This window comes from Anaerofilum hominis, from assembly GCF_014287275.1.
In the GTDB taxonomy this organism is placed as follows: domain Bacteria; phylum Bacillota; class Clostridia; order Oscillospirales; family Ruminococcaceae; genus Pygmaiobacter; species Pygmaiobacter hominis.
In genome coordinates, this window is the sequence record NZ_JACONZ010000005.1 from 222,567 (window position 1) to 235,313 (window position 12,747).

Genomic DNA, 12,747 nt, shown 5'->3' on the forward strand with positions numbered 1-12,747 from the left:
GTGAACCCATTGACAAGAAAAAAAGCGTTTTGGCTCAGTTTTGCCTGCACGCTGGGTGTGCTGATCCCCATCTATGCGGCGGCGCTGTTCTTCGGCACCGCGCACCTGGGCTCTCCCGATGCCGCGGCGGCGGGCGAGGGGGTGGGCATCGCCGTGCGCCGGCCCGACGCGGGCGACTCCAAAAACCTGCTGCTGGTGGTGAGAGACGGGGAGGATGCGTCTTTCTCGCTGGTGCGGTTTGACGCGCTGCAGGGCAAGGCCTGCGTGATGCCGGTGCCGTCGGCTCTGCAGGTGGAGACAGAGGCGGGCAAGCCCTCCACCGTGGCGGAGCAGTACGCCTATGCCGGGCCGGGGCTGGCGGCCCAGCGGCTGGCGGAACTGCTGGGCCTGCGGGTGGACCATTACTTTTCCATCACGCGGGACGGCCTGGTCGCACTGGGGGAAAAGATGGGCAATATCTCGCTGGACCTCACCCAGCCGGAGCTGAGGGAGATCGGCGGCCTGCCCATGGGCAGCGGCAGCGGGGGCAAAACCGTGCTCTCCGCGACCAGCGCGGCGGAGCTGATCCGCGGCTCCGGCGCGGGGGAAGAGGCGCTGGCCCCGCTGCGGGCAGAGGCATACAGCGCCTTTCTGCTGGCCGGCATGGACCGGCTGAACCAGATCCTGCCGGATTTTCTGCGCGGCAACGACAGGTCCTTTTCCACCAGCATCCTGGCCACCGATATCTACGACTATCAGCGCATTCTGGACTATCTGGCCCTGCAGCAGCCGGAGATGCGCTGGGCGGTGCTGGAGACCCAGCCCGGCCAAGACGGCGCGCTGCTGGTCACCGAGGCGGGCCGGGAGCAGGCCGCGGAGATGTTCAGCTGAAAAAAGAGAAAAACCGGCCCGGCCGCGCGGCGGCCTTTGCCCCGCCCGGCGGCGCAGGGGCTGCAGGTGGGGAACCGCCCCCATGGGCGGGGCGGCCTGCGCGCAGTGCGGGACCTTTGCGCCTGCCGGTTTTTGATGTCGTCCACCCGGCGATCGGGCGGCCTCTGCGCGCGGCTGGGGGCCTTTGCTGTGTTGGAAGCAAGTTTGCAGAAAAGCGGAGCGGCCTCCCCGCAGGGGTGGAACACGCACATTTGAACGCGATTTTCCCCGCGAGGGTTTTGCCCTGCCTTTCCTGCAGATCGCGATGGCCCCCGTGCGTTCAGACGTGCTCTTCCTTTTCATCGGTCTCGGCAGATAGATTCCGGCTGGGAGGGGCCGCGCGCATGCAGGCGGGCAAAAGCGGCGTGTTTCAGCACGGCTGAAAGAAGAAGCGCCTGGTGTTGGCGGGCAGAAAGGCGGCGCAGCTGCGCCGCTTTTTGATTTTTTGAGAGAAAAGGCCGCTGCGTCCAGGCGGCACAGAGGGCAAGAAAAGCGCCTGCACGCAGGGGGGCCGACCGGGTTTTCGGGAAAGGATTCCCGCCAGGGGCGCAGGCCCCGGCTGCACAGCGGCAAACAGAGGACGCGGGCCCCGGCCGCATGCGTGGAACGCCCGGCCGTGGGGGGAGGTGGTCTTTACCGCCGGAGAGGCCTGTTCCGGCCGCCCCGCTGCAGGCCCGGCTCAAACCGCCTGCCGCTCCCGCGGCCGCCGGCTTTCCAAAGCGGAAAAGGTTTTCCCCGCAGGCGCGTCCCCGGGCCCCTTTCCGGGACGGGGGCGCCCGCGCGGCACTTTCGGCGTTGCCGGCCGTGCCGGCGCCACAGCGCGCGCAGCACCCCTTTTCACGCTTGCCAGCGCAGGACACGCGGCGGGGGAAACGGGTGCGCGGCCGCGGCGCCGGGGCCGCGCCGTTTGTCGCCACACAAAAAGGGGGACGCGCCGCAAGGCGCGTCCCCCTTTTTGTGTGGCGACCACTCACTCCTCCATCTGCCGGCCGAGGAACGCGGCTGCCACCGTCACAAGCTTGATCTCCGTCTCTCCGGGCTGCTGCGCCGCCTGCCCGTCTCCCAGCAGCGACACCGAGCCGATCACGTCGCCCTGCGCCAGGATGGGCGCGAGCACCGTGGCGGCCATGGGCGCCCCCGCAAAGGGCAGGATGGGCTCTGCGTCCACAGACGAGAGCACCCGGCGGTTTTCCATCGCCTGCTCATAGGCCGGTGAGATGCGCTGGTCGACAAACTCTTTTTTGGACGCGCCGCTCACCGTGATGACGTGGTCGCGGTCGCTCACCAGCACAGCCGCGCCGGTGGCGCGGGCAAGCACTTCCGCATACTGCACCGCAAAGTTGGAGAGTTCCCCCAGCGGGCTGTACTTGCGGAAGATGACCTCCCCGTCGCCGCTCACATAGATCTCCAGCGGTTCCCCGACCCGGATGTGGAGCGTGCGCCTGATTTCCTTGGGAATAACCACCCGTCCCAGATCATCGATCCTGCGTACAATGCCCGTGGCTTTCATAGATTGCTTCCCTCCGTTGCTTTGTTCCGCGAAACGGAAGGCGGACCGGCTTCCTGTTTCAGCTACTCCTAGTATCTGCCGTGTAAGGGAATATTATACAAAGCGGGAAAGAAAAACTGCCGGCTTTCCAACCGGCGCTCCCGGCGGCCGGAGTTGTGGGATGTGTAAAAAAACAGCGTGATATTTTGTGCGCAATGCGGATAGACAAATGAGAAAAAAGAGATAAAATATAAGCAGAAGCTTACATGATAAGCAAAATTTAAGAAATTTTTTCAAGGGAGGAACACGCCATGACCGACCGGGAACAGCAGATCATGGAGCTGCTGCGGCAGGACCCCATGCTGCCGCAGGGCGAGATCGCAAAACGTCTGGGCATCACCCGCTCGTCGGTAGGGGTGCACCTGGCAAACCTGTCCAAAAAGGGGTATATCCTGGGCAAGGGCTATGTGCTGGCCGAACAGACAGAGCGGTATGTGGTGGGCATCGGCGCGGCCAATGTGGACCTGATGGGCCGCAGCAGGGAGCCGCTGGTCATGGAGGATTCCAACCCCGGCTTCATCAGCATGTCGGTGGGCGGGGTCACCCACAATATCTGCGAGAACGCGGCGCGCATGGGCGCTGCCGTCCGGCTGATCACCGCCATAGGGGACGACGTCTACGGGGAAAAGATCCGGCAGGAATGCGGGGCGGCGGGCATCGACACCTCCAATTTCATGGTGGCGGAGGGGGACAGCTCGTCTACCTATCTCTCCCTGCACGACGTGAACGGCGAGATGTCGCTGGCCATGTCCGACATGCGGGTGCTGCAGAAGCTGAGCGTGGCATTTCTCCAGGGCCGGCACAAGCTGCTGCGGGGGGCAAGCGCCATCGTGATGGACGCGGGACTGCCGCAGGAGATCCTGGACTATGTGGCCGCCACCTACGGCGGCGATATCCCGGTGTTTGCCGACCCGGTAAGCACCACCTATGCCCGCAAGCTGGCGGGCAATCTGCACGGTTACCACACCCTCAAGCCCAACCGGCTGGAGACCGAGATCATCGCGGGCCGCAGCATCCGCTCGGCGGAAGAGCTGCGCTGCGCCTGCCGCGCGCTGATCGGCGGCGGCCTGTCGCGGGTGGTGGTCAGCCTGGGGCGCGAGGGATGCTTTTACCTGGACGCCGAGGGGCGGGCCCTGCGGGCCAAAGGCAGGCCGATGGACCAGGTGGTCAACGCCACCGGGGCGGGAGACGCCTTTATGGGCGGCCTGGTCTATGCAAGCCTTACCGGCCTGTCGCCGGAAAAGACCCTCATCTTCGCTACCGCGGCCTCCCGCATGGCGATCTCCCATCAAAACACCATCAACCCCAACATCAGCGCCGAGAACGTCTGGGCCGCCGCCGAGCGGGACGGCCTGACGGTCGAAGAGGTGTGAGCCCGGCGCAGGCAACTGTTGTTTTCCCAGTAAACCGTTTACATAAATACTGTTTTTAGAAAGGAAACGTGAAGATGATGAACAAGTATCTGTCTGTTTCGCCCGAAATTGAAAAGGCCCTTGCCGAGGGCAGGCCCGTGGTGGCGCTTGAGTCCACCATCCTCTCCCACGGCATGCCCTATCCCGAAAATGTGGAATTTTCCCACAAGGTGGAAGAGATCGTGCGCGGCGAGGGCGCCGTCCCCGCCACCACCGCCATCATCGGCGGCAAGCTGAAAGTGGGCCTCACCGCGGAAGAGCTGGAGATCATGTGCCGGGCAGACGGGGTGGGCAAGGTCAGCCGCCGCGACGTGGCGGTCTATCTGGCCACCGGCCGGACGGGGGCCACCACCGTGGCCACCACCATGATGCTGGCCGAAATGGCGGGCATCCAGGTGTTTGCCACCGGCGGCATCGGCGGTGTGCACCGCGGCGCAGAGACCACCATGGACATCTCCGCCGACCTGCAGGAGCTGGCCAACACCCGGGTGGCCGTGGTCTGTGCGGGCGCCAAGAGCCTGCTGGATATCCCCAAAACGCTGGAGTATCTGGAGACCATGGGCGTGCCGGTGCTGGGCATGGGCACTGAGGACTTCCCCGCTTTTTACTGCCGCCGCAGCGGCTGCAAGGCGGACGCCCGCATCGACACCCCGGCCGAGATGGCGGCCATCCTGCGGACAAAGTGGGATCTGGGGCTGAAAGGCGGCGTGGTCATCGGCAACCCCATCCCCGAAGAGTACGAGCTGGACTATGACGAGATGGAGGCGGTCATCAACCGCGCCCTGGACGCCGCCAAGGCCGAGGGCATCCACGGCAAGGACACCACGCCGTTTTTGCTGGCCCATATCAAGGACTACACCGACGGCGTCTCCTTTGCCTCCAACCTGCAGCTGGCTTACAACAACGCCCGCGTGGCCTCCCGCATCGCCATCGAGCTGGCAAAGCTGGGCTGAAGCGGTCTGCCGCCGGCACGGCTTCCTGAAAAGTGAACACATCCCCGCCCTTCCCGCGGCCGGCCCCTGTGCCGGGCGGCGAAAGGACGGGGGAGAAGATAAAAAGCGCCCTGCATAGCAGGGCGCTTTTTTTGCGCGCAAAGGGCCGGTGCACGGTGTTCAGACCGGCGGATGCGCGCAGCGGGACGCGCGCCTGCGGGACGGCGCAGAGCCCCAAAAGAAAAGCCTGCGGGCCCCTGTTGCGAGGGCTCCGCGGGCTTTTTCAGACGGTTTTGGCGGGCAGAAAAGAAAAGACCAGGGCGCGCAGGACTGATCGCCCCGCGCGGAAAAAACCGCTCCTGCGGGGCAGGGCCTGCCGGGCCGCAGAGCGGCGGTTTGGGGCAGAACGCCCTGCGGCGCAAAGCATTTCCCGGCTGCACCCGGGGACGCGCTTTATGGCCCGCCTTTCCTGCAAAAGCAGCCTCTAAAGCGCGCTCCGGCCGCGCGGGCCGCGCGGCTCAGTCGCGGATCACGCCCTTGATGACCGAGGTCTGAAGCGGGCTGTTGCGGCTCACGATCACCGGCGGGCGGCGCTCGATCGCGGCGCGCGCGATCTCGATATCCTCCGCTGCTTCCCCCTCGTTGAAGCAGCCGATGCAGACCATGTCCTGCTCCCGGATGGTGTTGTAGGAGAAATTCAGCCCCACAAAGGGGGTGGTGCGCCCGGCGGCGCAGGGCTTGATGGTGATGACCGGTTTTTTCGCGTTGTGGATCACCTTGTTCACGCTCTCGATCTCCACCTGCATCAAAAAGCCCATGCAGTTGTAGATCTGGATATAAGTTTCGACGTCGTAGCCGTTTTTGTCCGCATACTGCACCACCTCGGGCATGTGGGCCGAGAGGCCGGGGATCATGCCGGCTTCACGGATCATGTAGAGGTAGTCGGGCAGGCGGTCGATGGTCTCGGTGTTTTTATTGAGCAGCTGCTCGATGCAGGAGTGCAGCGGCAGGCAGAAGACCGCCCCGCGTTTGGCGCAGCGCTCAATCGCCGCCTTGGCCTCGGCGCGCGCCATGGGGGTGTCGTCCATGTTCAGGACGGGTTCGTCCATCAGGATCATCTTTTTGCCGGTGCGCTCCTGGGCAAGGGCGATCGCCTTTTCCAGGTTGGGGTCCGCGTCGCCCAGGCCCAGCACAGCGTCGATGCCCTGGGCGAGAAAGGTCTCAAAGATCCTGCTGACCGATTCGGGCTGGTGATGGGTGCGGCGGATCAGGGTGTCGCCTGCGGCGCTGCGGTGGCTGAACCCGGAGATCCAATTGCAGCCGATGATCATCCGGGGCAGGGAAACGCCGCCCACCATGGTGCGCGGGAATAGTTGCTGCATCTGTGTTCAACTCCTTAGAAATCACTGGAAATCAGCTCTGCTTGGAGAACGTAAACGAGTATAGCACAGGGCCCCCAAAAGTGCAAAGCGGCAGAAAAAACGTTTTTTGTGAGATAGGTAGGAAAATATCGTTTACCTTGCCCTTATATTACATTTAATAGGGGCCAAAACTGTTGTGATATTTCACAAAAATGGCTTGAAATAAGGAAAATCAGTCGTTTGACATCCCTAAAAAACTCGGATACAATTAGCCTCACTCACGGGACCGGGCCCGGCCCGACACACAACACGACACATAAACGGAGGTAACTAGAACCATGAAAGCAGATGCTCTTTGGGTAGTGGAACCCTTCAAGATCGAGGTCCGGCCGTTCGAGGTGGAAGAGCCGAAATACGATGAAGTCATGTTCAAGACCATGGCCTGCGGCCTGTGCTGCTGGGACTCCAGCCTGTACCAGTGCATCACCGCCCCCGGCCCCGCGCCCTATGTGATCGGGCACGAGGGCGTGGGCATTGTTGAAAAAGTGGGCGAGGGCGTCACCAACGTCAAGCCCGGCGACAAGGTCTTCTGCGCCAGCGGCTCCAACGTGATGATGAGCGAATACACCACCGTCAAGTCCGACTGCGTGGTCAAGCTGCCGGACGACACCAGCGACTGGGCCTCCGCTGTCATCGAGCCCAACTGCTGCGTCGTCAACCTGCTCAACACCACCAACGTCCAGGCGGGCGACCATGTCGTTCTGGTGGGCGCGGGCTATATGGGCACCATGACCCTGCAGGGCCTGACCCGCGGCTCGCAGGCGGGCCGCATCACCGTGTTTGAACTGCGGGAGGACCGCCGCGAGATGGCCAAAGCCTATCCCGGCTGCGAGGTGTACGACCCCGAGAGCGAAGAGGGCAAAAAGGTCATCGACGAGATCGTCGCAAAGGGCGGCGCGGACGTGGTCATCGACTTCGGCGCCTCCAAGTCCGGCTTTGAGCTGGCCAATAAGCTCTTCCGCCAGGGCGGCAAGCTCACGCTGGGCAGCTGGCACCGCGGCATGATGGAGTTCGACGGCAGCCGCTGGCACCTGGGCGGCGTGACGGTCTACAACCTCTCGCCGATGAGCAACGACCACTACACCGATATGCTGCCCCGCACCTATGAGCTGATCAAGCGCGGCGTGTATGAGCCGGGCAAGCTGGTCACCCACACCGTGCATTTCCGCGACAGTGAAAAGCTGGCCGAGGTCTTTATGCACTCGATCAAAAAGACCGACGGGTATATGAAAGCCGTCGTTATGTTCGACTGATCCCCGCCCTTTTTGGTTCCTCTATTGTGTTTTCCGGATGGCCTGGACGTGCGCCGGCGACAGCCGGCCCGTCGGTGGCCGGATGGGAACCAAGCTGAGGTAAACGTTTACCTCAAAACACATTGGGAGGGATCGGATTTGACCATCAAGGAGGTTGCGCGCATCGCCGGCGTTTCGATCGCCACGGTTTCAAAGGTCATCAACGGGTGTGACGAGCACATCAGCGAGGCCACCCGTGAAAGGGTGCGGGCTGTAGTCGCCAAATACAATTACATCCCAAACTCCGTCGCGCGGGGGCTCAAAACGCGCAAGAGCAAGATCATCGGCATTTTGCTGCCGGACATCACCAACCCCTATTTCCCGCAGATCGTGCGCGGCATCGAGGACGCCGCCAACCTGAGAGGGTACGGCGTGGTCTTCTGCAACACGGGGGACAACCCGGACCGGGAGGTGGAGTGCTACAACTTTCTGCGCTCCAAAATGGTGGACGGCATCATTTTCACCCGCTCGCTCAAGCGCTCCGCCAGGAACAGGGTGCTCACCGAGGACCTGCCCGCCGTGGTGCTGGACCGGGTAGAGCGGGACGACCGGGCCGACAAGGCCTGCGGCAAGGTCTATGTGGATGTGCGCAGGACCATGTACGACGCGACCATGAAGCTGTTCCAGGCCGGCTGCGGCGAGATCGCCTGCCTGTCGGCCGCCTCGGACAGCAAAAGCGACCGCTTTCTGGGCTATTTGCGGGCGCTGGAGACGCTGGACCTGCCCTATGACAAAAGCTATGTCTTTCTGGACAAATTCACCGAGGATACCGGCTACCGCGGGGCGAAAGCGGTGCTGGAGCACCATCCCGAGACGGACGGCCTGGTCTGCGGCAACGACCTGATCGCCATCGGCGCCCTGCAGGCGCTTTCCGAGCTGGAGCGCCAGGTGCCGCGGCAGGTAAAGGTGATCGGCATCGACAACATTTATTTTTCCAACTTCACCACGCCGCCCCTGTCCACCATGGGCCAGCCCACCTACACCATGGGGGAAGCGGCGGCCAGCATGCTCATCGACCATCTCGAATACGGGAAACCGCTTTTTGAATGTGTCTTTGACCACGAATATATCCAGCGGCAGACCGTGTGAGCGCCGCAGATCAAATTTTGAGGATGGAACACACTTTATGAAAAAAGACAGAATTCTCAACCCGGAGATCACCGCCGCCGTGGCGGCGCTGGGACATACCGAGTACTTATGCATCGGCGACTGCGGCCTGCCGGTGCCCGAAGGGGTCCGGACCATCGACGTGTCGGTCACGGCCGGGCTGCCCCGCTTTTTGCAGGTGCTGGAGGCGGTGGCCGGCGAGCTGGTGGTAGAGTCGTATATCTGCGCCGGCGAGATCGACGAAAAGAACCCCGAGACCCTGCGCCGCATGGAGGAGATCCTGGCGGGCAAACCGGTGCGCAAGGTGCCCCATGAGGAGTTCAAGCGCCTGATGGAAAAGGCGAAATGCGTCATCCGCACGGGCGAGACCTCGCCCTATGCCAATGTCATCCTGATCGGCGGCGTGAACTTTTGAGACCGGCCCGGAATTTTGAGATCGGGGCGGCGGCCGCGGCTGCGGCAGCCGTCCACAAAAAGAAACCAAAAGAATCTGGAGGAAAATTATGAAAAAGTTAGTCAGCATCATCCTGGCGGCGGCCCTGGCGTTCAGCCTGGCGGCCTGCGGCGGCACCGACAGCTCTTCCGCGTCCCAGTCCGCGTCCCAGGCGGCCGATTCGGTCGCCTCCAAGGCGGAGGACGGCAAGGCCCTGAAGATCGGCTTTGCGCTGCCCACCCTGCAGTTCCCATTTTATGTCCGCATGCACGACGCCTTTGTGGAAGAGTGTGAAAGCCGCGGCTGGGAGGTCGTCTTTGTCGACGGCAACCTGGACTCTCTCACCGAGGTCAACGGCTGCCTTGACCTGATCAGCAAAAACGTGGACGCGCTGGTGTTCGCCACCTGGTGGATGGACGCGATGGTGGACGTGTTCGACCTGGCCGCGAAGAGCGATATCCCCGTGTATATGATGGACGGCACCACCACCCCGGACGGCGTGGAGTACGTCTCGATCACCGGCACCGACAACTATGACGCCGGCAAGGTCGGCGGCACCTGGATGGCCGGCCAGCTCAAAGCCGAGGGCAAAACCAGCGTCAACCTGATCAACGTCACCATGGCCAGCGAGTCCGCCGTGGACCGCTGCAGCGGCTTTATGGACGGCATGAAAGAGAACGGCATCGAGGTCAACCTGGTCAACGAGTACATCGGCGACACCCGCGCCAAATCCATGCAGGCGGCCGAGGACGCCCTGGTGACCTATGGCGAGGGCAAGGTGGACCTGATCTTCGGCTACAGCGCGCAGTCCAGCCTGGGCGCCTACGACGCGGTCGTGGCGGCCAACCGCAGCGAGATCAAGGTGATGGGCTTTGACGGCGAGCAGGACGAGCTGGATCTGATCGACGCGGGCACCCAGTACGTGGGCACCATCATCCAGTATCCCGACAAGATGGGCGTGCTCACCGCCGAACTCATCGAAAAGACCCTGATCGGCGGCGAGACCGTGGAGCAGAAGCAGCCGATGTCCGCCGGCGTGTACTGCGCGGACGGCTCCCTTTCCGGCGAGGAGATCATGGGCGAGTAAGGACCGGTCTTTGCAACGCAGCACGGCAGCAGAAGTCCGGGGGCGCCGGGCGGGCAGCAGCCCGCCGGCGCCCCGCAGGGCTTCTTTTGAGAATCCCAACGTGCTGCGACGGAATGGAGGAAAGACATGCAGCCGACCGAAGACATTTTGGTTCTGAAAAAAATAAACAAGGCTTTTCCGGGCGTCAAGGCGCTGACCGACATGGACTTTTCCCTGCGCAGGGGCGAGGTCCACGCCCTGGTGGGTGAAAACGGCGCGGGCAAATCGACCATGATGAAGATCTTGTCCGGCGCTTATAAAAAAGACAGCGGCACCATCTTTTTTGAGGGCAAAGAGGTGGACATCACCGGCCCCAAGTTTTCGGAAGAGCTGGGCATCGCCATCATTTATCAGGAGCTCAACCTCATCCACCGGGTCAGTGTGGCGGAAAACGTTTTCCTGGGCCGCCCGCCGCGCAGGGCCGGCGTGATCCAGTGGGGCAGGATGTACCGGGACGCCAAGGCGCTGTTCGACAGCTTTGACATCAAGATGGACGTCTACGAGGACGTGCGCAGGCTGAGCATCGCCCAGCAGCAGATCGTCGAGATCATCAAGGCGGTCAGCATCAACGCCAAGGTGGTCATCATGGACGAGCCGACCTCTTCGCTGACCGAAAACGAGACCCAGATCCTGTTCCGCATCATCCGCAGCCTGAAAGAAAAGGGCATCTCGGTGATCTTCATTACCCACCGGCTGGACGAGATCTTCGCCATCTGCGACCGCATGACGGTGCTGCGCGACGGCTGCTACATCGGCACCCGGGACGTGAAAGACGTCACCAAGAGCGAGATGATCGCCATGATGATCGGCCGCGAGCTCAAGCAGCAGTTCCCCGAGCGCAGCGCCGAGATCGGCGATGAGTGCCTGCGGGTCGAGCACATGTCCGACGGCGGCCGGCACGTCAAGGACGTCTCTTTCAGCGTGCGCAGGGGCGAGGTGCTGGGCTTTGCGGGCCTGGTGGGCGCCGGGCGCACCGAGACGATGCGGCTGATCTTCGGCGCCGACCACAAGGCGCAGGGCAAGATCTTTATCGACGGCAGGGAGGTGTCCATCGCCAGCCCGCGGCAGGCGGTGGCGCACCGCATCGGCTTTGTCACCGAAAACCGCAAGGAGGAGGGCCTTTTCCTCAGCCTGCCGGTGCGCAACAATATCGTGGCGGTGGCCATCGACAAGATCAAATCCTTTCACATCCTGAATTTCGGCAAAGAGAAAGAGATCAGCGACAAGTATGTGCGCGACCTGCAGATCGCCACGCCGTCCATCAACCAGCGCGTGGTCTTTCTGAGCGGCGGCAACCAGCAGAAGGTCGTTTTGGCAAAGTGGCTGCTGTCCGACTCCCAGGTGATGATCCTGGACGAACCCACCCGCGGTATCGACGTCGGCGCCAAGCGCGAGATCTATGAGATCATCAACCAGCTGGCGGCCCAGGGCAAGGCCATCATCGTCGTCTCCTCCGAGATGGAAGAGATCATGGGCATCAGCGACCGGATCCTCGTCATGCACGAGGGCGAAATTTCGGGCGAGGTCAAAAAAGAGGACTTCTCCCAGAGCACCATTACTGAATACGCGGTTGGAGGAGCATAAAATGGGAGATAAAAACGCAATCAAGGAAAAAACCTCATTCGGCCAGAAGCTGAATAAATTTACCGACGCCATGGGCGTGTGGCTGGTGGTGCTGCTGTTCTTCATCATCCTCTCGGTGGCGACGGACAACTTCCTCACCTATGCCAACCTCACCAACGTGGTGCGCCAGATCTGCGTCAACGCGCTGGTGGCGCTGGGCGCGTCCTATGTCATCCTGGGCGGCGAGATCGACCTGTCCACCAGCAATATGTGCGCGTTTGCGGGCTGCGGCGCCGCGCTGCTCATGCGGGCCGGGGTCAACATGTGGCTGGCCATGCTGATCATGCTTGTCGTCGGCGCCCTCATCGGCTGCCTGACCGGCGTCATCGTGAACTATCTCAAGATCCCCTCTTTTATCGCCAGCCTCGGCATGCAGTACGTCATCCTGGGCACCACGCTGCTGCTGACCAACAGCGAGCCCATCTCCGGCCTGCCCGAGGGCTTCATGACCTTTGGCCGCGGCTATATCTTCGACGTCATCCCGGTGCCGGTCATCATCCTGGCGGTCATGTTCGCCATCGGCGGCTTTGTGTTCAAGTACACCTCGTTTGGCCGCAGCGTCATCTCGGTGGGTGAAAACATCACCGCGGCAAAGCTGTCCGGCATCAACGTCTCCCGCACCAAGGTGGCCATCTTCTCCATCGGCGGCTTCAGCGCGGCCCTGGCGGGCATTGTGCTGGCCAGCCGCCTGTCCTCCGGCCAGCCCATGGCCGGCACCGACATCGGCCTGCAGGCCATCGCGGCGGTCTATGTGGGCGGCACCAGCAAGGGCAGCGCGCTCAACGTGCTGGCCGGCTCGCTGGCGCTGGGCCTGGTCAACAACGGCCTGAACCTGCTGGAGGTCAACGCCTACTGGCAGAAGGTGGCCCTGGGCGTCATCATCATCTTTGCGGTGCTGATGGACCAGGTGCGCGCCAGCAAGACGGCAAAGAAATAGCAAGAC

The 12,747-nt window shown here is 62.8% G+C and carries 11 protein-coding genes; 9 read left to right on the forward strand and 2 right to left on the reverse strand.

The window, feature by feature from the left end:
- Positions 1–9: 9 nt before the first annotated feature.
- A complete protein-coding gene (locus H8S23_RS13135; RefSeq protein ID WP_186888811.1) occupies positions 10–870 on the forward strand; it encodes an LCP family glycopolymer transferase in 861 nt (286 codons plus the stop codon).
- Positions 871–1,879: 1,009 nt separating this feature from the next.
- Here the strand turns inward: H8S23_RS13135 and H8S23_RS13140 are convergent.
- Positions 1,880–2,419 (reverse strand): stage V sporulation T C-terminal domain-containing protein, encoded by a 540-nt coding sequence (locus H8S23_RS13140; protein WP_186888812.1) that lies wholly within the window; start codon positions 2,417–2,419, stop codon positions 1,880–1,882.
- 290 nt (positions 2,420–2,709) lie between these two features.
- Here H8S23_RS13140 and H8S23_RS13145 point away from each other — a divergent pair, with 290 nt between their 5' ends.
- Together H8S23_RS13145 and H8S23_RS13150 are read left to right on the forward strand one after the other, a co-directional pair.
- Positions 2,710–3,831: a PfkB family carbohydrate kinase gene (locus H8S23_RS13145; protein ID WP_186888813.1), complete on the forward strand. Its 1,122-nt coding sequence runs from the start codon at positions 2,710–2,712 to the stop codon at positions 3,829–3,831.
- Positions 3,832–3,905: 74 nt separating this feature from the next.
- A complete protein-coding gene (locus H8S23_RS13150; RefSeq protein ID WP_186888814.1) occupies positions 3,906–4,823 on the forward strand; it encodes a pseudouridine-5'-phosphate glycosidase in 918 nt (305 codons plus the stop codon).
- 497 nt (positions 4,824–5,320) lie between these two features.
- Here the strand turns inward: H8S23_RS13150 and H8S23_RS13155 are convergent, their stop codons facing one another.
- Positions 5,321–6,184, reverse strand: coding sequence for a hypothetical protein (locus H8S23_RS13155; protein ID WP_186888815.1), 864 nt, complete (start codon positions 6,182–6,184; stop codon positions 5,321–5,323).
- Between the two features lie 317 nt (positions 6,185–6,501).
- Here H8S23_RS13155 and H8S23_RS13160 point away from each other — a divergent pair, with 317 nt between their 5' ends.
- From H8S23_RS13160 to H8S23_RS13185, 6 genes are all read left to right on the forward strand, one after another.
- Positions 6,502–7,476 (forward strand): zinc-dependent alcohol dehydrogenase, encoded by a 975-nt coding sequence (locus H8S23_RS13160; protein WP_186888816.1) that lies wholly within the window; start codon positions 6,502–6,504, stop codon positions 7,474–7,476.
- Positions 7,477–7,614: 138 nt separating this feature from the next.
- Positions 7,615–8,604, forward strand: coding sequence for a LacI family DNA-binding transcriptional regulator (locus H8S23_RS13165; protein WP_186888817.1), 990 nt, complete (start codon positions 7,615–7,617; stop codon positions 8,602–8,604).
- Between the two features lie 37 nt (positions 8,605–8,641).
- A complete protein-coding gene (rbsD, locus tag H8S23_RS13170) occupies positions 8,642–9,037 on the forward strand; it encodes a D-ribose pyranase (protein WP_186888818.1) in 396 nt (131 codons plus the stop codon).
- A gap of 88 nt (positions 9,038–9,125) precedes the next feature.
- Complete coding sequence (locus H8S23_RS13175; protein ID WP_186888819.1) at positions 9,126–10,142, forward strand: substrate-binding domain-containing protein; 1,017 nt, start codon at positions 9,126–9,128, stop codon at positions 10,140–10,142.
- 126 nt (positions 10,143–10,268) lie between these two features.
- Complete coding sequence (locus H8S23_RS13180; protein ID WP_186888820.1) at positions 10,269–11,765, forward strand: sugar ABC transporter ATP-binding protein; 1,497 nt, start codon at positions 10,269–10,271, stop codon at positions 11,763–11,765.
- Between the two features lies 1 nt (position 11,766).
- The gene (locus H8S23_RS13185; protein WP_186888821.1) at positions 11,767–12,741 is read left to right on the forward strand and encodes an ABC transporter permease; all 975 of its coding nucleotides are present in this window, start codon (positions 11,767–11,769) and stop codon (positions 12,739–12,741) included.
- The last annotated feature ends 6 nt before the right edge of the window (positions 12,742–12,747 follow it).